The organism is Nocardia sp. NPDC004573, assembly GCF_053602135.1.
The window spans coordinates 164229-181832 of sequence record NZ_JBSGDA010000008.1 but is presented as its reverse complement, the minus strand read 5'-3'; the positions used below and the strand labels follow the sequence as shown (position 1 = coordinate 181832).

Here is a 17604-nt window from a genome sequence, read left to right as displayed (position 1 = left end):
AAATGTGTTGTCCCCGGTACGCCGGCCGAGTAGAAGAATGCGGATGACCTCCTCGCCCCCCGCGATCCGATTGCTCGCCCCCGACGACTGGGCGCTGTTCCGGCGCGTCCGGATCGCGGCGTTGACCGACGCTCCGCAGTTCTTCGGCACCACCCTGGCCGAGGCGCAGGCCCGCACCGAGAGCGACTGGCGGCGCGCGCTGTCGGATCGGGCGCAGTTCGTCGCCGAGTCGGGCGGCGCCGAGGTGGGTACGGTCGCGGCCATGCCCGACCCGGAACGGGGTGGGGTGCACCTGATCTCGATGTGGGTAGCGCCGCGGGCGCGGGGTACCGGTGTGGCGGACCGGCTGGTCCGCGTGGTACTCGACTGGGCGGCCGCGGGTGGGCACGACGTCGTCCGCTTGGAGTTCGCCGAGCACAATTCCTTCGCCGAACGCCTGTACCTGCGTCACGGCTTCGTGCGAACCGGCGGCGGTGGACCGATCGCCCCCGGTGATCCGCGCCGGGAATTCGAGATGGAGTGGCGGCCTCCGAGGTCCGGTTTGCCCGCCCACCCGCAGGGTATCCGGGCGGCGACGGCATCCGAGAAGTCCGTCCCGCACCGCGACGCCGAGCACAGGAGACAGCCATGAACGATCGCAAATCCGCGGACAAGGCGACCGCCGACGCGCCGGGCACCGCCGCTGTGCCGTCCGGAATCGGGCGGCCTTCCCAGGATGCGGCGGACGTGGTGAGCGATGCGACCGGCACGAGCGGGAACCCGGCGCCCACGGCCGACACGCCCGGCGCGGACCGCGGTGACGTCACGGGGATACCTGGTGCGGCACAGGTGCCGGAGGACGCGGCCGTGCAGGCCAGCGGCGCCTACGGTGTGGCGTCGGAGCCCGAGACGGTGTCTTCGGAGCAGGATCCGCGAGACGTGGTGGCGGAGTCTCACGGTGGCGGTGCGGGAGACGAATCAGAAGCGGTGACTTCCGCGCAGGCCCGGGAGACTGCGGCTGCGGAGGCCGGTACTGCTGCGGGGAAGCCGGAGACCGTGAGTTCGCGTCCGGACGACGCGGCGGAGTCCGCCGCGGCCGGAGGCAAGACCGAGACGGTGACTTCGGCGCAGATCTCGGACGACGCGGCGGCTGAGTTCGGCGGTGCCGCCGGTACGGGCGGCAAGGCGGAAACGGTGACTGCCACGCAGGCCACGGAGAGCGCGGCCGCGGAAGCGGCTTCCGCCGACGCGGGCGGCAAGCCGGAGACGTCGGCCGAAGGCCAGGCGGGTGGAGCGGGAACCACGGAGCCGGGATCCACCGCACGGCTCTCGGCCGCGGACGCCGCCCGGCGGGAGACACCGATATCGGAGTCGGTTCGACGCGCCGCCGAGCGCGCCGAACAAGTCGAGGCGGACGCTGCCGCGGCAGCCGAACGCGGCGCCGCGGGCATCCCCCGACCGGTGACGCGTCCGGGCCGCACACTGCTGGAGACGCTGCGCGACAAGCCGATCCTCGCCGCCATTCCCGCCTCCACCCTCGCGTTCATCCTCTGGCGCGCGTTCCGCCAGCGCTGACCCGCCCTCACACACGACGTCGATAGACCTGCCGAGACCCGCCCTCCGGCCCGGGAGCCGCGTCCTCCGCGGGATGGAAACCCATGCTCTGGTAGAAAGCGCGCGCACCGCTGGCGACCGCGCCGGGATGATCGGGGCCGAAGGTGACCACTTCGAGCGTGCCCGGGGCGGGGACGTACCGGCGGATCGCGTCCGCGATCAAGGTCCGCCCGATGCCGTGCCCGCGCGCTTGTTCCGCGACGACCAGCCAGCGCACCCGGTAGATCGGCGGCTTCGGCCCGAACAAGAGGCCGCCGAGTACCTCCGCGCCCGCGGACCGGGCGACCAGTGCCGTGCCCCGCTCCACGTGCCGCAGCACCGCGGCACGGAAGCCGGCGTCGTCGGCGGCCGCGCCGAACCAGCGCTCGACCTGACCCGCCAGTTCGGCGAAACCGGCGAGGTCGTCCTCCCGCGCAAGCCTGACAATCATCCGCGTCATCGTGACAGCATCGGCCGGCTCCGTCGACTCGGGGGCGGTTTCAGCCGGTGCGCTGCCCGAGCGCACTGTCGAGTTTGGTGAGGAATCGCCCGAGGTGCGGATCGGTGTGAGGGAGGACAGCACCCGCGATGTCCCACCAACGCTCGCTGTCGAACTCGCGCGGATCGAGGGCGTGGTCGTGGGTGCGGTCGCCGCGGATGACGTACCAGAGGCTCACATCCTCGTGGGCGCCGGAGCCGACCGTAGTGGTGACGGTGAGGAAGAGCGGATCGGGCCCGACGACGTCGAACCGCGCCTGGATGCCGATCTCCTCGGCCGCTTCGCGCCGCGCGGTCTCGAGCGGATGCTCGCCGGGATCGACGTGCCCGCCGGTCGGCAACCACAGCCCGGAGCGGCGGTGCTCCCCGAGCAGCACCGCCCGCGCGCGCGGATCGACCAGTACGACATAGGAGACCAGATGCCGCGGCGGCGTGGCAGGTTTGACCCGCCGGAAGATGTCGTCGGTCGACGCCAGCCAGGCGAGCGTCGTGTCGAGGTGCTGCTGCTCGAGCCCGTCGAGCGGCGCGATCCGGCGCACGACGTCGGCGACCGCGGCGGAATGCATGGCACGACTGTAACGCCGGGCACCGACAGCTTCGGTTCCGCTCGACGCGTGCTCTTTCGCAATTCACCCGGCGCGGCACCGAGGTGCGGCCCGGCGCCATAGGACGGGGGCCGCTGACAACCTATGGTCGCAATACCGACACCAAGAATTCGGTCTGGTCGTAAACCGCTTTCTCGAAGACCTCGTCGAAATAGATGTCGAAATGCCCTGCGGGATAACGCTTCACCACCGCGTGCTTGGTGCGCTCGGCGGCGCGCAGCGCCGATTTCACCGGCGCCACGGAGTCGTCGTCGCACAGCGCGTACAGCACCGGCATCTTCAGGGCTTTCGCGCGTCGCCCCGGTGCGTCGAAGAGCGCGGAGAACGCCACTCGCGCGGCGACTTTCGGCTCGTAGGTCTCGCTCTCGTCGGTCAGCCTTCGGAAGCCGTCCGGCACGTCGGGCGCGCTCATCAGCGCCGCGGCGCGCTTGCGCCCGGCGAGCCGGATCCCGATCGGCTTGCGCCGGATCGGCGCGAGCAGCAGGTCGGCGGCGGCGATGGTGGCGACCTTGATCGAACTGATCGGCCCCTTGGCCAGTGCCGAGGACAGGCCGCTGGTGAACGGCACCTGCGCGACCACGGCCGCGAGGTAGGCGTCGTCCGGCGCGACCGACAGCACGTGACCGCCCCCGAAAGACGTGCCCCACAACGCGATCCGGGTCGCATCGATACCGCGCAGCGTGCGCGCGTACGCGATGGCGGCATGCCAGTCCGCGCGCTGGCGCGCGATGTTCAGCAGTTGGCGCGGTGTGCCCTGACTGGCGCCGAAATGCCGATAGTCGAAGACCAGGACCGCCATTCCCGCGGCGGCGAATCGCCGTGCGTACCGATCCAGCCCCATTTCCCGATTGGCCCCCAGGCCGTGTCCCATCACCACTAGCGGGCGGGGTTTGGGTGCGCCGTCCGGGCGATAGAGCCACGCCGCGCACTGTTCGCTTCCCGAGGGGAAGCCGACCTCGACACGTTCCATGGCCAACAACCGTACCCAGTATCCTGGGACGGCGGACGAGTTGGTCGGGCGGCCGCGGCGTCGGGAACGGGCACGGCAGTGCCGCCGCCCGGCGCCGAGGAAAGTCCGGACTCCACAGAGCAGGGCGGTTGTTAACGGCAACCCGGGGTGACCCGCGGGAAAGTGCCACAGAAAACAAACCGCCCACGGCCTCGCGGCCGTGCGGTAAGGGTGAAACGGTGCGGTAAGAGCGCACCAGCGCCCCGGGTGACCGGGGCGGCTGGGTAAACCCCGCCCGGAGCAAGGTCGAAGGTCGCACCGTTCGCGGTGCGGCTGCGCAGGCGCTCGAGGGCTGCTCGCCCGAGCCTGCGGGTGGACCGCTCGAGGCACCCGGCGACGGTGTGCCCAGATGGATGGCCGCCCCCCGGCCCCAGGGCCGGGGACAGGATCCGGCTTACAGACCAACTCGTCCGCCCGCCGGGGCGGCTTCGCACCCCTGCCCGAAGCCCCGGAGTCTCCGTGCCGCGGTTGATTGATCGGGTATGCGAAGCACGCCTGAAGGATCGGGGGTCAGCACATGAGTTTGGCCATTTGGTAGATCGCCTCGGCTTCCTCGGCGCTGGGCTGGGTGGCGCCGCCCGCGCGCTTGGTGATGTTCGCGACGACGTCGTCCTCGGACTTACCCGCTTTGATATCCCCGCAGGTCTCGGTCAGGATGCTCGCGATCTTCGCGTCGTCCTTGCCTTCGGCCAGCTTGGGGAACGCGCCGCGGAAGCTGACGAGGAACGCGCCCGCCTTCACGCTGTCGATCTGGGTGGCGGCCTGCGCCGCCGTCGTGGTGGCGGACGAGGTGGCGTCGCTGGTCTTGTCCTCGCCGCATCCGGTGAGGAGCAGGGCGAAGAGGGTGGCACTGGCCGCGATAGCGGCGGTAGTTCTTGTCACGAGGCGGCATGCTATCGGGCTGTAACCGCCGTCGCCTCCCGTCAGGTGAACGGGAGGCGACGAGTAGTGGGAAAAAGAATCGCGCGGTCAGACCGGGTCGATCACGAAAACCTGAGCCCAGTACGCGGCCTGCTCGGGGCCCAGCAGAGGCAACAGGTAGTCGTACAAAATCGATGACATAGGCGTGAAGCTCCCAAATTGTCGACGTGTGGGACATTTCCGAAGGTGCGGGCGAACCGGACGCCCGTCACGGCGGGCCACGTTAGCAGCGCCACCTCGCTCATGTCGCGCGGCCGGAATTTCCGTTGTCCGATTCGTTCGGAACTGGCCCTGATCGTGATCGACGTCATAAAGTAGTCGCCGTTGGCAAGGCCCGATGCGGGGCAGCAGCGGGCCCTTCGTTCTTCGATCGCGGGAAAGCAGGTCTCAATACATATGCGAGTAGTTCGCTCCATGGTCGCCGGCGCATTGGTCGCGGGCGCCGCTTCGGTTTTTGCGGTGCTGGGTGCTGGTTCGGCGAGCGCGGTCGCCGTGACCCCGCTGCCGGGTGGGGTTCAGGTCGACCTGAGTCCCGCGGACACGGTATGGGTGCACCAGAATCACGTGGGCCTGGCTCTGGCCGGGCTGCCGCACCCGTCCGCCGCCTCCTTCGGCCAGGCGCTGGACGCCGCGGCTCAGGTGTCGTCATCGGTGCCGGGTGGCCGGGTCACCTTCACCGTCTACGGGCCGTTCGACCAGTTGAACGGCACTATGCTGGCGCTGCAGTAGGACCGGCGCGCAAGCGTGGAACTCCACCAGCGGATCGTCTCGGCACCGGTGAATTTCGGCGCCATACGATCGGAGTTCGGCCTGGCCTCGGCGTATCCCGCCGAGGCCAGCGCGGAGGCCCGCGACGCGGTGGACGCGTTCGCGGGCGACCGGGTCGATCGCACGGACATCCCGTTCGTGACGATCGACCCGCCCGGGGCCATGGATCTGGATCAGGCCCTGCATATCGAACGCACTGCCGGCGGCTTCACCGTGCATTACGCCATCGCCGATGTGGGTGCCGTGATCTACCCCGACGGCGCGCTCGCCAAAGAGTCCGGCGCGCGAGGACAAACCTTCTACCTTCCCGACGGCATCGTTCCGCTGCATCCGCCGGTGCTGTCGGAGGGTTCCGCGAGTCTGCTTCCCGACCGGCCGCGTCCGGCCGCCCTGTGGACCATCGAGCTCGACGACCAGGCCGAACCGGTGCGGTTCTCGGTGGTCCGCGCCCTGGTGCGCTCCCGGGCCCGGCTCGACTACCTCCGCGTGCAGGCCGACGCGGAGTCCGGAAGCCTGCATCCCTCGATCGCGGCCCTGCCGGAATTCGGCACGCGGCGCATCGAGGCGGGGGTGGCGCGCGGCGCGATCGGGCTGCGGTTGCCCGCGCAAACGATCATCGAGGACGAGCACGCCGACGGGCACTGGCGGCTGGTGGTGGAACCGCGCACCGCCGCCGACGACTGGAACGAGCAGGTCTCGCTGCTGACCGGCATGTGCGCGGCGCGGATCATGCTGGACGGGGACGCGCCCGCCCGGGAGCGAGTCGCGCTGCTGCGCACCATGCCGCCCCCCTCCGCACCCGCGCTCGAGTCGATGCGCCGGACCGCGCAGGCGCTGGGCGTGGCCTGGCCCGACGGCGAACCGGTCGGGCAGATGCTGGCCCGGCTGGACACCCGCACACCCGCGGCGCTGGTGCTGATGTCCGAGGCGACCACCTTGCTGCGCGGAGCGTCGTACACCGTGGTCGACGGCGCGGCCGGGGAGACGCCCGGGCCCGACACCCTGCGACACAGTGCGATCGGGGCCCCGTACGCGCACGTCACCGCCCCTTTGCGGCGGTTGTCCGACCGGTTCGCGACCGAGATCTGCCTGGCCCGGTGCGCGGGAACCGAGGTGCCGCGCTGGGTGCGGGACGGGCTGACGGGCGCGGCCGACGCCATGCGGCGCAGCGACAGCGTCGCGGGCAAGATCGAGCGCGCCTGCATCGATCTGACCGAGTCGAGCGTGCTGGCGCGGCGGATCGGTGCGGAGTTCGACGCCGTCGTGGTGCGCGAGGCCAACGGCAACCGGCCGGCCGTGGTCTTCGTCGCCGACCCACCGGTGCTCGGGCCGTGCGGGGGAAATCCACCGGAAGGCGAATCGGTGCGGGTGCGGCTGCTGTCGGCCGACCCGGCGGAGCGGAAGGTGTCCTTCACCTATCCCGCGTGAACGGCCGCGGTGCGACGGCGAGCGGCCGAATCACCCCGTGACGACCGCGCCGAACACCGTGGCGGCAGTCGCGGGGTAACGGCTCAGCTCGCGCCCGGCCGCGGCGTCCTCCGCCGCCGCGAGGAGCTCGTAGAGACCGGCGTCCTCGCCGGCCGCGACGGCCTCGGTCGCCCGGTGCAGGATCGCGTCGTGCGATTCCACCGCGTCGCGGTGATCACCGAGCACGGTTTGCAGCTTCTTGGCGCGGCTGCCGCGCTCGGCGGCCTCCTCGCCGAGCACCTGCTCCGCCGCCTCGCACGCGTACCGCAGGCGCTTGGCGCTCTTGCGGATGTCGTGCAGCAGCTCCACCCGTTCGCGTGGGTCGACGGTGGGCTCGGCGCGGACCAAGGTCTCCACCCGGTCGAGGTCGCGACGCAACACCTCCCCGAAGACATCCGTCGCGGACGCCGCGGCGCGGGAGTGGCGCAAGGGCGGATCGGTGCGCCAGCCGGACAGTTGTTCCCGCAATGCGCGGTAACGCGCGTCGTCCAGCGCGGTCAGCACCTCGTCGTGCGCCGCGCGATAACGATCCCGCTCGGCCTGCACCAGACGCGCGGTGACGGCGTCGAGCGCGGCCGGGTCGGCGTGCTCGGCGTGCTCGGCCAGCAGCGCGGCGAACCGGTCGGCGCGCACCTCGGCGTCCCGCGCGGCGCCGAGCAATCCGGCCAGCCACTTGAGTTCCGCGCCCACCGCGCCGGCCGATTGCTTGACGAGCAGTTTGCCGTAGGACCGCAGCACACTGCGCAGCCTGCGGGTGGCCACCCGCATCTGATGGACCGAATCCGGCGCGTCGGCCCGGACCTCGGGCTCGGCGGCCAAGAGCCGATCGATGTCCTCCCGCAGCGCGTCCACCAGTGCGTCCCCGGCCGTGACCACCGTGCCCACCCCTACTTTCGCGAATCGGTCGGTCGCTTCGACGAGATGGTGCGTGATGCCGGGCTCGCTCGCCGCGTGCCCGGCGTCGTCGACGATGTGCAGGACCGAGCCCGGCCAGGCCCGGTGCAGCTCCCACGCGCTCACGGCCGGGCAGACGATGTCATGACGGCCTTGCACGATCACGGCGGGGATGTGCGAGATCACGCCGATGTCACGCAACAGCTGGCCCTCGTCGAGGAAACCGCCGTGGCGGAAGTAGTGGTTCTCGATTCTGGCGAAGGCCAGCGCGAATCGCGGCTCGGAAGTCTCGGTCACCCGATCCGGTTGCGGCCGTAGCGAACTCGTCGCGCCCTCCCAGCTCGACCAGGCGATCGCGGCGGTGCGCGCGATGTCCTCGTCGGGCGAGTGCAGCAACCGGTGGTAGACCTCGACCAGATCCTGGTCGCGTTCGTCCTCGGGCACCGGCGCGAGAAACTTCTCCCACTCGTCCGGATAGACGTAGCCCGCGGCGCCGTTGTAGTACCAGTCGATTTCCTTGCGCCGCAACAGGAAGATGCCGCGCAGCACCAATTCCGTCACGCGCTCGGGGTGCCGCTGCGCGTAGGCCAGCGCCAGCGTGGAACCCCACGAGCCGCCGAACACCTGCCAGCGAGCGATGCCGAGATGTTCACGCAGCGCCTCGATGTCGGCGATCAGATGACCGGTGGTGTTGTGCTCCAGACTCGCGTCATCGGCCAGGTGCGGGGTGGACCGGCCGCACCCACGCTGGTCGAACAGCACGATGCGATAGGCGGCCGGATCGAAGAACTGCCGATGGAACGGCGCGGTGCCACCGCCCGGCCCGCCGTGCAGGAACACCACCGGCTTGCCGTCCGGATTGCCGCTGACTTCCCAGTAGACCGACTGGCCGTCGCCGACCGCCAGCATGCCGGAGGCGTAGGGCTCGATCGGGGGATAGAGAGTGCGCATCCGGCCGCCCGGGCTCAGAACGCCAGACCCGAGGCCAGATCCGGGATGCCCAGCGCCTCCACGGCCTGCTGGCGCACGTCGGGGCAGGCCTTGATCGTGGCTCGGTCGACGATCGGCTTGTCGGCCAGCACCGCGGCGTTGATGCCGCCGTTGCGCAGGGCCCACTCGTGGACCAACGCGTTCAGGCCGATCTTGCCCAGGGTGCCGCCCTGGATTCGCCAGTTGGACAGCTCCGGCCGGATCAGGTCGCACAGCTGGGTCGCGGCCGCGTCGGAGATCTCCGGGCTCGCCGGTGTGGTACGGCCCGCGGTGGTGCCCGGCGTGGCGGTGGCCGACGCCGTGGTCGAACTCGAGCTGCCGGTGGGGGCCGGTCCCGAGTCGCTGCCGCAAGCGGTCAACGCCGCGGCGGCGAGGGCGCCCGCCACCAGCAGGGTGCTGCGTGAAATCCAACGGCTGTACGGCATGGGTACCTCTGGTCGTGTCGGTATTGTCGGCATCGAGTCTGCCATTTATTTCGCCGACCGGCCCGAACCGGCCGTTTTCGGTGGGAATAGCTCAGCGCAGCTCGGACCGCCCGGTGCGCACAAGTCGCCGACGGGACGAGGAGTCTCGTCCGGGCTCGGTTCGCAACCGGCGCAGCGGATTCGGCAGGTGGAGCGCTGACTGCGCGCCTGAAGGGCTTTGCGCCGTCGGAGCTAGCGATCGACGCGGATCATCGGAAGTTCTGGTCGTACCTTTGCGATGGATTCGAAGTCGGCGTCCGCGTGCAGGAGCGTCAGGCGATGCTCGAGCGCGGTGAGAGCGATGACGATGTCCATCGGCGACGGCCCGCGATGGTGGCCGATTCGGATCAGGTCACGTTGCACCGCCAGCACGTGACGCCAAGGATCATCGAGCGCGGGGTACCAGCCGAACGTACGGCCCAGCACCGCGAAGAATGGTTCGAAGTCCTTGCCCGACCGAACGGAGACCATGAGTTCGGCTTCGACGGGCGGGCAGACGGCGACGAGTCCTTGTGCCACTTGGCGCGGCCACGGGTCGTGCACCTGGCCACGAAGCAGTCGCCACACGGCCGAGGTGTCGGCGAGGTAGGTCAACGCCGGGACCGCTCCTCGCCCGCCAGCACGTCGAAGTCCAGGATTTCCTCGGCATTGGCCTGCAGCCAGGCCAAGCCGCGGGCGCGATCGTCCGCGGTCAGGCCCGCCGCGATGGCCAATGCCCGGTTGATCGTGTCACGCTTGGTTCGCGTGCCCAGCTGCTGCTGCGCGAACGCCAGTGCGCCGTCATCGAGGTCGACTATGGTCCGCGACATGGCTACACCTCCCTTGATATATGGATATAAGAGAGTATATCAAGGGAGGTCGCGATGTCAGAAGCTGTGCTCCGGCGCCGGGAAGGTGCCCCGGCGCACTTCGTCGGCGTAGGCGGCGGCGGCAGTGCGCAATTCGTCGCCCACGTTGCCGAAACGCTTGACGAACTTCGCGGTCTTGCCGCTGGTGTAGCCGGCCATGTCCTGCCAGACCAGCACCTGCGCGTCGGTGTCTGCGCCGGCGCCGATGCCGACCGTCGGAATGGTCAGCTTGCGGGTGACCTGCCCCGCCAGCTCCGCCGGGACCATCTCCATGACCACGGAGAACGCGCCCGCCTCCTGGACCGCGATGGCGTCGGCGATCAGCTGCTCGGCGCCGTCGCCGCGCCCCTGGACCCGGAATCCGCCGAGGGTGTGCACGCTCTGCGGGGTGAAGCCGATGTGCGCCATGACCGGGATGCCCGCCGCGGTGACCAGCGCGATCTGCTCGGCGACCCGCTCGCCGCCCTCCAGCTTCACCGCGTGCGCCCCGCCCTCCTTCATGAACCTGGTCGCGGTGGCCAGCGCCTGCTGCGGGGAGGACTCGTAGGTGCCGAACGGCAGGTCGGCCACCACCAGCGCGTGCGGCGCGCCGCGCACCACGCCGCGTACCAGCGGGATGAGCTCGTCCACGGTGATCGGCACGGTGGTGTCGTAGCCGTACACGACGTTGGCCGCGGAGTCGCCGACCAGCAGCACCGGGATGCCTGCTTCTTCGAACAACCGCGCCGAGGAGTAGTCGTAGGCGGTCAGCATCGCCCAGCGTTCGCCGTCGGCTTTCATCTGCTGCAAGTGGTGCACCCGGGTCTTGCGCACGACCTTCTTGGGCTCCGCGGGCGCCGCACCGTAGGCAGGGGTTTCCGAATCGGATACGGACATCATCGTCCCTTTCGTCTGTGTCGCCTCGGGGCCCGTCCGGGTCCCCGGGATTGTCTGACGAGAATCAGTGTGCCACCCGCCACCGACCCGGATTAAGGCCGATGACCGGTGCAATTGGTCACAGCGCAGAAGTTTGCCCGGGGCGGTGCCCCCCGGTACACGGTGGCAATATCGGAGGCATGTCGACGGTGCGGAACGGGCGCGGTGCGCTCTCGGTGGCGGTGCTGGCGTCGGTCGCTGTCCTGATGTCGGGGTGCGCCGTCACCCGCACCGAATCGGGGCAGCCGACAACGACGACGCCGCCCGCCGGGTTGGAGAAGTTCTACGGCCAGACCGTGCAGTGGGGCGACTGCACCGGATTCGGCGGACCGGACGACCGGCTCCCGCCGAGCGCCGAGTGCGCCCGGATCACCGTGCCGGTGGACTACGCGGCGCCCGAGGGCGCGACCGCGCAGATCGCGATCTCGCGCACCCGGGCGACCGGACGGCGGATCGGTTCGCTGGTGATGAATCCGGGCGGGCCGGGGGAGTCCGGTCTCGGCCTGTCGTCGCTCGGCAACAAGACCGAGCTGGCCGAGCGCTTCGACCGGATCGGCTTCGACCCGCGCGGCATCGGCTCCTCCCTGCCCACGATCGTCTGCCAGACACCCCAGGAACAGGACGCCGAGCGAGCCGAGCCGGAGGAGGACTACACCCCGGCGGGCATCGCCGACGCGGAGGCCGACAACCGCCGGTACGCGGACCGCTGCGCCGAGCGCACCGGCAAGGACTTCCTCGCCCATGTCGGCACCCGGGAGGTGGTGCAGGACCTGGACGTCATGCGTGCGGCGCTCGGTGACGAGAAACTGACCTACGTCGGGTACTCCTACGGCACCAAGATCGGTTCGGCGTACGCGGAGAAGTTCCCCGATCGGGTGCGCGCCATGGTGCTGGACGGCGCCATCGACTCCTCGCAGGATCCGGTGCAGGAGTCGCTGCGCCAGGCGGCGGGCTTCCAGAAGGTGTTCGACGCCTACGCCGCGGACTGCGTGCAGCAGCCGGACTGCCCGCTGGGTTCGGACCCGGCGCAGGCGGTGGCGCGGTTCCGCGCGCTGGTGAACCCGCTGTGGGACAAGCCAGCGCAGACCACGGATCCGCGCGGGCTGACCTACGGTGACGCGCTGACCGGCGTACGGCAGGCGCTCTACACCGACGAGTTGTGGAAGGTGCTCACGCTCGGGCTGTCGGAGTTGCGGGACGGGCGCGGCGATACGTTGCTCGCGCTGGCCGACCTGTACGACGGCCGTCGCGACGACGGCACCTACACCAACACCACCGACGCGTTCAACGCGATCCGCTGCGTGGACGATCCGCGCATCACCGATCGCGCGGTCACCGGACGCCAGGACGCGGAGTACCGCAAAGCGGCCCCGTTCCTCGACGACGGTCGTGGCACCGGCGCTGCGCCACTGGAGCTGTGCACCGCCTGGCCGGTGCCGAACACGAGCGAACCGCATCGCATCGCCGTGGCGGGCCTGCCGAAGACGGTGGTGGTCTCGACGACCGAGGATCCGGCGACGCCGTACCAGGCCGGAGTCGACCTGGCCGCACAGCTGGGCGCCGCGCTGATCACCTACCAGGGCAACCGGCACACGGTGGCGCTGGCGGGTGGCGTGCCCTGTGTGGACGACGCGGTCATCGCCTATCTGGTCGACCTGTCCGAGCCTGCTCCCGGCCTCACCTGCTGAGCCGCCGGGCACGGTTGCCGACCGGTGGCGCCGCGCGGCCGTTTCCGGAAAAAACTCACAAAGGGGACGATCCGACCGTGCGGAGCCTTCCGAAAAATCCAGGTCAGCAATCTTAAGCGTGTATGTAACACGGATTTAACGCCGGATGCTTACGCTCGCGGGCATGGATCGCCAGAAGGAATTCGTGCTGCGGACGCTCGAAGAGCGGGACATCCGCTTCGTACGTCTCTGGTTCACCGACGTCTTGGGCTACCTGAAGTCCGTCGCCATCGCCCCCGCCGAGCTGGAAGGCGCGTTCGAAGAGGGTATCGGATTCGACGGATCGGCCATCGAGGGCTTCGCCCGGGTCTCCGAGGCCGACATGGTCGCCCGGCCGGACCCGTCGACCTTCCAGGTGCTGCCGTGGGCCACCAGCAAGGGCCACCAGCACTCCGCGCGCATGTTCTGCGACATCACCATGCCGGACGGCTCGCCGTCCTGGGCCGACCCGCGCCACGTGCTGCGCCGCCAGCTGAACAAGGCCGGCGATGTCGGGTTCAGCTGCTACGTGCATCCCGAGATCGAATTCTTCCTGCTGGAGAACGGAACGCGGGACGGCGTCCCGATCCCCGCCGACAGCGGCGGCTTCTTCGACCAGGCGGTGCACGATTCGGCGCCGAACTTCCGCCGCCACGCCATCGACGCGCTGGAGTCCATGGGCATCTCCGTGGAGTTCAGCCACCACGAGGGCGCACCGGGCCAGCAGGAGATCGACCTGCGCTACGCCGACGCGCTGTCCATGGCCGACAACGTGATGACCTTCCGCTACCTGATCAAGGAAGTGGCCATCGACGAGGGCGTGCGCGCGACCTTCATGCCCAAGCCGTTCGCCCAGTACCCGGGCTCGGCGATGCACACGCACATGAGCCTGTTCGAGGGCGAGACCAACGCCTTCCACGACCCGGACGACCCGATGAACCTGTCGGAGACGGCGCGCGCGTTCATCGCGGGCATCCTCGAGCACGCGCCGGAGATCAGCGCGGTCACCAACCAGTGGGTGAATTCCTACAAGCGCCTCATCCACGGCGGCGAGGCGCCCACGGCCGCCTCGTGGGGCCGGTCCAACCGCTCCGCGCTGGTGCGCGTGCCGATGTACACGCCGAACAAGTCGTCCTCGCGTCGCGTCGAGATCCGCAGCCCCGATTCCGCGTGCAACCCCTACCTGGCCTTCGCCGTGCTGCTCGCGGCCGGACTGCGGGGCATCGAGAAGGGCTACACGCTGCCGCCGGAGGCCGAGGACGACGTGTGGTCGCTGACCGTCGCGGAGCGGCGAGCGATGGGCTTCCGTGAGCTGCCCGGCACCCTGGACGAGGCGCTGCAGGCGATGGAGCGCTCCGAACTGGTCGCCGAGACCCTCGGCGAGCACGTGTTCGACTTCTTCCTGCGCAACAAGCGCCGGGAGTGGGCGGACTACCGCAGCCAGGTCACGCCGTTCGAGCTGAAGGAATACCTGGGGTTGTAATCCGAGCGATGCCCCGAGGCGGCGTGCCCCCGGTCACGGCCGGGTAATTTGAGAACCATGGTCCGGCCCCCGTCTGCGCGCTCCGTCGTCCCTGGTGTCGGTCGGCTCGGATTGCTCGAGCCGTCGGCCGCCGCGTCGCTGCGCGATCTGGGGTGGGACAACGTCGAAAGCATCCCCGTGCTGTGGTCGCTGTCCCGCGCGCCGGACGCCGACCTCGCGTTGAGCACGCTCATGCGGCTGCGCGAGAGCATCGGCGACGGATGGGACGCCGTCGATTCGGCGATCCGCACCGATACGGCGTTGCGGGGCAGGCTGTTCGCACTGCTCGGCTCGTCCAGCGCGTTCGGCGACCATCTCGTCGCGGCGCCGTCGGCGTGGGAGGGGTTGCGGCGCAAGGAGTTACCGGGGCGCGACGAGCTGATCGCCGATCTGCTGGCCGTCGTCGAGGCCGAACCCGAGCGCGGGCCCAACGCGGCCCCGCTGCTGTTCCGCGCCGGGGTATCGGGGCCCGAAGTGGTGGCGTCGCTGCGCAAGCGGTACCGCGATCATCTGATGCTGCTGGCCGCGCTGGATCTGGCGGCGACGGTGGAGAACGAGCCCGTGCTGCCCTATCAGGTGGTCGGCAGGCAGCTCACCGACCTGGCCGACGCCGCCCTGACCGCGGCGCTGGCGGTCGCGGTGGCCCGGGTCTGCAAGGACGAGCCGGTGCCGGTGCGGCTCGGCGTGATCGCGATGGGCAAATGCGGTGCGCGCGAGCTGAACTACGTCAGCGACGTCGACGTGGTGTTCGTCGCCGAGCCCGCCGACGCCACCGCCACGCGCTTGGCCGCGGAGCTGATGAGCGTAGCGAGTCAGGCGTTCTTCGAGGTCGACGCGGCGCTGCGACCGGAGGGCAAAGCCGGTGCGCTGGTCCGGACGCTGGATTCGCACATCGCCTACTACAAGCGGTGGGCGCGCACCTGGGAGTTCCAGGCGCTGTTGAAGAACCGTCCGGCCACCGGCGATCTCGCGCTCGGCGAGCAGTACCGCGCCGCGCTGATGCCCATGGTGTGGTCGGCCTCGGAGCGTCCGGATTTCGTCGCCGACGTGCAGGCGATGCGCCGCCGCGTGGAGGATCTGGTACCCGCCGACCTGCGAGAACGCGAACTGAAGCTGGGGCACGGCAGCCTCAGGGACGTCGAGTTCGCCGTGCAGCTACTGCAATTGGTGCACGGGCGGGTGGACGAGACGCTGCACGTGCAGGGCACCGTCGAGGCGCTGACCGCGCTGGCCGCGGGCGGGTACGTCGGCCGCGACGACGCGGCCAATCTCACGGCGTCGTACGAATTCCTGCGGCTGTTGGAACACCGCCTGCAGCTGCAGCGGCTGCGTCGCACCCACACCTTGCCCGCCGCCGACGACGAGGAGGGCATGCGCTGGCTGGCCCGCGCCGCGCACATGCGGCCGGACGGCAGACAGGACGCGGTCGGTGTGCTGACCAGCGAGATCCGCCGCAACACGGTGCGCGTGCGGCGCTTGCACGCCAAATTGTTCTACCGGCCGCTGCTGGAATCGGTGGTGCGCATGGAACCCGATGCGCTGCGCCTGAGCCCCGAAGCCGCCGTCCGGCAACTCGCCGCGCTCGGCTACGCGGCGCCGGAGCACGCCCTCGGCCACCTCAAGGCCCTGACCGGCGGGGTGTCGCGCAAAGGCCGCATCCAAGCCCTGCTGCTACCGACGCTGCTCGAATGGCTCGGCGAGACCCCGAATCCCGATGCGGGCCTGCTGGCCTACCGCCGGGTGTCGGAAGGGCTCGCCGACCAGATCTGGTTCCTGCGCGAGCTGCGCGACGAGGGGGCCATCGCGCAGCGGCTCATGATCGTGCTCGGCTCTTCGGAATACCTGCCCGATCTGCTGATCAACGCGCCCGAGACGATCCGGATGTACGCCGACGGTCCCGGCGGCCCGCTGCTGCTGGGTCCGCAGCCCGACGAGGTGGCTCGCGGCATCCTCACCGCCGCCGCTCGTTACGAGGACCCGAAACGAGCGGTGGCCGCGGCGCGTTCGTTGCGCAGGCACGAGCTCGCGCGGGTGGCGTCGGCCGATCTGCTCGGCATGCTCGATGTGCCCCAGGTGTGCCGGGCGCTGTCGTCGGTGTGGGTCGCGGTGCTGGAGGCGTCGTTGCGCGCGGTGATCCGGGCGGGCGAGGCGGAGCGGGGGGCGCCCGCGCCCGCCGACATCGCCGTGATCGGCATGGGGCGGCTCGGCGGCATGGAACTGGGCTACGGCTCCGACGCGGACGTGCTGTTCGTCTGCGACCCGCGCCCGGGCGAGGACGAGACCAAGGCCGTGAAGTGGGCGATCGGGGTGGCCGACCGGGTGCAGCAGCTGCTCGGCGCGCCCAGCACCGATCCGCCGCTGCACGTGGACGCCGGGTTGCGGCCGGAAGGGCGCAACGGCGCGCTGGTGCGCACGCTGGCCGCGTACGCCGCGTACTACGAGCAATGGGCGCAACCCTGGGAGGTGCAGGCGCTACTGCGCGCCCACCAGGTGGCCGGTGACGAGGAACTCGGGTTGCGTTTCCTGCACGTCATCGACAAGGTGCGCTACCCGGAGGGCGGGGTGTCGGCCGAGGCGGTGCGCGAGATCCGGCGGATCAAGGCCAGGGTGGACGCCGAGCGGCTGCCCCGCGGCGCCGATCCGGCCACACACACCAAGCTGGGGCGTGGAGGACTGGCCGATATCGAGTGGACGGTCCAGCTGGTGCAGCTGCGGCACGCCCACGAGGTGCCCGGCCTGCACAACACCTCCACGCTGGAGGCGCTGGACGTGATCGAGCGGACCGGACTGCTGGACGCGCAGGACGTGGCGCTGCTGCGGGACGCGTGGCTGACGGCCACCAACGCCCGCAACGCCCTGGTGCTGGTGCGCGGCAAGCCCTCCGACCAGCTGCCCGCCCCCGGCCGCCTCCTGTCCGCGGTCGCCCGCGTCGCGGGATGGCCCAACGACGACGGCAGCGAATTCCTCGACCACTACATGCGCGTCACGCGGCGCGCCAAAGCTGTCGTCGAACGGGTCTTCGGCGCCTGAGCCGCGCTCCGCGCCGGGTCGTCGGTTCTCGCGCGACTCCGGCTGCCGGATTCACGACTCGAGCGTGAGCCCGGCGCGGGCCGCCCGTTGCTCGCCCCAGTCGTAGAGGGCGGTGAGGACGGGAACCAGGGTGCTGCCTTCGTCGGTGAGGGTGTATTCGACCTGCGGCGGCACCGTGTCGTAGACGGTGCGCCGGACCAGGCCGTCGGCTTCCAGTTCGCGCAATTGCTGCACCAGCATCTTCTCGCTGGTCGCCGGCATCCGCCTGCGCAGCTCGCCGTAGCGGTGCACTCCCTCCTTCAAGTGGGCGAGGATCACCGGCTTCCACTTGCCGCCGATCAGGTCGACGGTCACTTCCACGGCGCAGTTGTAGCGCTTGCCGGGCACCTGTCCTC

Annotated in this window: 17 protein-coding genes, 1 other RNA gene and 1 pseudogene; 8 read left to right on the top strand and 11 right to left on the bottom strand. The window is 70.4% G+C overall.

Annotated elements, in window-relative coordinates:
- Positions 1 to 43 precede the first annotated feature (43 nt).
- Together ACWEKR_RS15665 and ACWEKR_RS15660 are read left to right on the top strand one after the other, a co-directional pair.
- A complete protein-coding gene (locus tag ACWEKR_RS15665; protein WP_452355036.1) occupies positions 44 to 631 on the top strand; it encodes a GNAT family N-acetyltransferase in 588 nt (195 codons plus the stop codon).
- The gene (locus tag ACWEKR_RS15660) at positions 628 to 1554 is read left to right on the top strand and encodes a hypothetical protein (RefSeq protein ID WP_452355035.1); all 927 of its coding nucleotides are present in this window, start codon (positions 628 to 630) and stop codon (positions 1552 to 1554) included. Before ACWEKR_RS15665 ends, ACWEKR_RS15660 begins: the two co-directional genes overlap by 4 nt.
- Positions 1555 to 1561: 7 nt before the next feature.
- On the opposite strand, the gene ACWEKR_RS15655 is transcribed toward ACWEKR_RS15660, so the two are convergent.
- The 3 genes from ACWEKR_RS15655 to ACWEKR_RS15645 all read right to left on the bottom strand — a co-directional run bounded on the left by ACWEKR_RS15655 (position 1562) and on the right by ACWEKR_RS15645 (position 3645).
- Complete coding sequence (locus ACWEKR_RS15655) at positions 1562 to 2023, bottom strand: GNAT family N-acetyltransferase (RefSeq protein ID WP_452355034.1); 462 nt, start codon at positions 2021 to 2023, stop codon at positions 1562 to 1564.
- A gap of 49 nt (positions 2024 to 2072) precedes the next feature.
- Positions 2073 to 2636, bottom strand: a complete 564-nt coding sequence (locus tag ACWEKR_RS15650) for an NUDIX hydrolase (RefSeq protein ID WP_452355033.1) — start codon at positions 2634 to 2636, stop codon at positions 2073 to 2075.
- 121 nt (positions 2637 to 2757) lie between these two features.
- Positions 2758 to 3645 carry an alpha/beta hydrolase gene (locus tag ACWEKR_RS15645; protein WP_452355032.1) on the bottom strand — a complete coding sequence of 296 codons (888 nt, stop codon included), beginning with the start codon at positions 3643 to 3645 and terminating at the stop codon, positions 2758 to 2760.
- Positions 3646 to 3681: 36 nt separating this feature from the next.
- Between ACWEKR_RS15645 and rnpB the strand changes: the two genes are divergently transcribed.
- Positions 3682 to 4097, top strand: an RNA gene (gene rnpB, locus ACWEKR_RS15640) — RNase P RNA component class A.
- 97 nt (positions 4098 to 4194) lie between these two features.
- Here the strand turns inward: rnpB and ACWEKR_RS15635 are convergent.
- Positions 4195 to 4566, bottom strand: a complete 372-nt coding sequence (locus ACWEKR_RS15635) for a hypothetical protein (RefSeq protein ID WP_452355031.1) — start codon at positions 4564 to 4566, stop codon at positions 4195 to 4197.
- Between the two features lie 435 nt (positions 4567 to 5001).
- Between ACWEKR_RS15635 and ACWEKR_RS15630 the strand changes: the two genes are divergently transcribed.
- Entirely contained in the window at positions 5002 to 5334 is a 333-nt protein-coding gene (locus ACWEKR_RS15630; protein WP_452355030.1) for a hypothetical protein, read from the top strand.
- A gap of 15 nt (positions 5335 to 5349) precedes the next feature.
- Positions 5350 to 6801 (top strand): RNB domain-containing ribonuclease, encoded by a 1452-nt coding sequence (locus ACWEKR_RS15625; RefSeq protein ID WP_452355029.1) that lies wholly within the window; start codon positions 5350 to 5352, stop codon positions 6799 to 6801.
- Positions 6802 to 6831: 30 nt separating this feature from the next.
- On the opposite strand, the gene ACWEKR_RS15620 is transcribed toward ACWEKR_RS15625, so the two are convergent.
- The 6 genes and pseudogenes from ACWEKR_RS15620 to panB all read right to left on the bottom strand — a co-directional run bounded on the left by ACWEKR_RS15620 (position 6832) and on the right by panB (position 10912).
- Positions 6832 to 7692 carry a CHAD domain-containing protein gene (locus ACWEKR_RS15620; protein ID WP_452355137.1) on the bottom strand — a complete coding sequence of 287 codons (861 nt, stop codon included), beginning with the start codon at positions 7690 to 7692 and terminating at the stop codon, positions 6832 to 6834.
- Between the two features lie 45 nt (positions 7693 to 7737).
- Positions 7738 to 8685, bottom strand: a pseudogene (pip, locus tag ACWEKR_RS15615) (prolyl aminopeptidase); the annotation flags it as partial.
- Positions 8686 to 8699: 14 nt separating this feature from the next.
- Entirely contained in the window at positions 8700 to 9149 is a 450-nt protein-coding gene (locus ACWEKR_RS15610; protein WP_195090207.1) for a hypothetical protein, read from the bottom strand.
- A gap of 231 nt (positions 9150 to 9380) precedes the next feature.
- The gene (locus tag ACWEKR_RS15605) at positions 9381 to 9782 is read right to left on the bottom strand and encodes a PIN domain nuclease (RefSeq protein WP_159840265.1); all 402 of its coding nucleotides are present in this window, start codon (positions 9780 to 9782) and stop codon (positions 9381 to 9383) included.
- On the bottom strand, positions 9779 to 9997 hold the full coding sequence (locus tag ACWEKR_RS15600) for a DUF2191 domain-containing protein (protein ID WP_159840266.1): 219 nt from the start codon (positions 9995 to 9997) through the stop codon (positions 9779 to 9781). Before ACWEKR_RS15600 ends, ACWEKR_RS15605 begins: the two co-directional genes overlap by 4 nt.
- Positions 9998 to 10054: 57 nt before the next feature.
- Positions 10055 to 10912: a 3-methyl-2-oxobutanoate hydroxymethyltransferase gene (panB, locus tag ACWEKR_RS15595; protein WP_452355136.1), complete on the bottom strand. Its 858-nt coding sequence runs from the start codon at positions 10910 to 10912 to the stop codon at positions 10055 to 10057.
- Positions 10913 to 11091: 179 nt separating this feature from the next.
- Between panB and ACWEKR_RS15590 the strand changes: the two genes are divergently transcribed.
- The 3 genes from ACWEKR_RS15590 to ACWEKR_RS15580 all read left to right on the top strand — a co-directional run bounded on the left by ACWEKR_RS15590 (position 11092) and on the right by ACWEKR_RS15580 (position 17209).
- Positions 11092 to 12639: an alpha/beta hydrolase gene (locus ACWEKR_RS15590; RefSeq protein WP_452355028.1), complete on the top strand. Its 1548-nt coding sequence runs from the start codon at positions 11092 to 11094 to the stop codon at positions 12637 to 12639.
- Between the two features lie 163 nt (positions 12640 to 12802).
- On the top strand, positions 12803 to 14140 hold the full coding sequence (locus ACWEKR_RS15585) for a glutamine synthetase family protein (protein WP_195090221.1): 1338 nt from the start codon (positions 12803 to 12805) through the stop codon (positions 14138 to 14140).
- Between the two features lie 57 nt (positions 14141 to 14197).
- Positions 14198 to 17209: a bifunctional [glutamine synthetase] adenylyltransferase/[glutamine synthetase]-adenylyl-L-tyrosine phosphorylase gene (locus ACWEKR_RS15580; RefSeq protein WP_452355027.1), complete on the top strand. Its 3012-nt coding sequence runs from the start codon at positions 14198 to 14200 to the stop codon at positions 17207 to 17209.
- A 51-nt stretch (positions 17210 to 17260) separates the two neighbouring features.
- Here the strand turns inward: ACWEKR_RS15580 and ACWEKR_RS15575 are convergent, their stop codons facing one another.
- Positions 17261 to 17596, bottom strand: coding sequence for a winged helix-turn-helix transcriptional regulator (locus ACWEKR_RS15575; RefSeq protein ID WP_281874693.1), 336 nt, complete (start codon positions 17594 to 17596; stop codon positions 17261 to 17263).
- Positions 17597 to 17604 lie beyond the last annotated feature (8 nt).

Coding starts and splice junctions, on each gene's coding strand:
- ACWEKR_RS15665 (WP_452355036.1), top strand. CDS start 44: ATGACCTCCTCGCCCCCCGCGATCCGATTGCTCGCCCCCGACGACTGG.
- ACWEKR_RS15660 (WP_452355035.1), top strand. CDS start 628: ATGAACGATCGCAAATCCGCGGACAAGGCGACCGCCGACGCGCCGGGC.
- ACWEKR_RS15655 (WP_452355034.1), bottom strand. CDS start 2,023: ATGATTGTCAGGCTTGCGCGGGAGGACGACCTCGCCGGTTTCGCCGAA.
- ACWEKR_RS15650 (WP_452355033.1), bottom strand. CDS start 2,636: ATGCATTCCGCCGCGGTCGCCGACGTCGTGCGCCGGATCGCGCCGCTC.
- ACWEKR_RS15645 (WP_452355032.1), bottom strand. CDS start 3,645: ATGGAACGTGTCGAGGTCGGCTTCCCCTCGGGAAGCGAACAGTGCGCG.
- ACWEKR_RS15630 (WP_452355030.1), top strand. CDS start 5,002: ATGCGAGTAGTTCGCTCCATGGTCGCCGGCGCATTGGTCGCGGGCGCC.
- ACWEKR_RS15610 (WP_195090207.1), bottom strand. CDS start 9,149: ATGCCGTACAGCCGTTGGATTTCACGCAGCACCCTGCTGGTGGCGGGC.
- ACWEKR_RS15600 (WP_159840266.1), bottom strand. CDS start 9,997: ATGTCGCGGACCATAGTCGACCTCGATGACGGCGCACTGGCGTTCGCG.
- panB (WP_452355136.1), bottom strand. CDS start 10,912: ATGTCCGTATCCGATTCGGAAACCCCTGCCTACGGTGCGGCGCCCGCG.
- ACWEKR_RS15590 (WP_452355028.1), top strand. CDS start 11,092: ATGTCGACGGTGCGGAACGGGCGCGGTGCGCTCTCGGTGGCGGTGCTG.
- ACWEKR_RS15585 (WP_195090221.1), top strand. CDS start 12,803: ATGGATCGCCAGAAGGAATTCGTGCTGCGGACGCTCGAAGAGCGGGAC.
- ACWEKR_RS15580 (WP_452355027.1), top strand. CDS start 14,198: ATGGTCCGGCCCCCGTCTGCGCGCTCCGTCGTCCCTGGTGTCGGTCGG.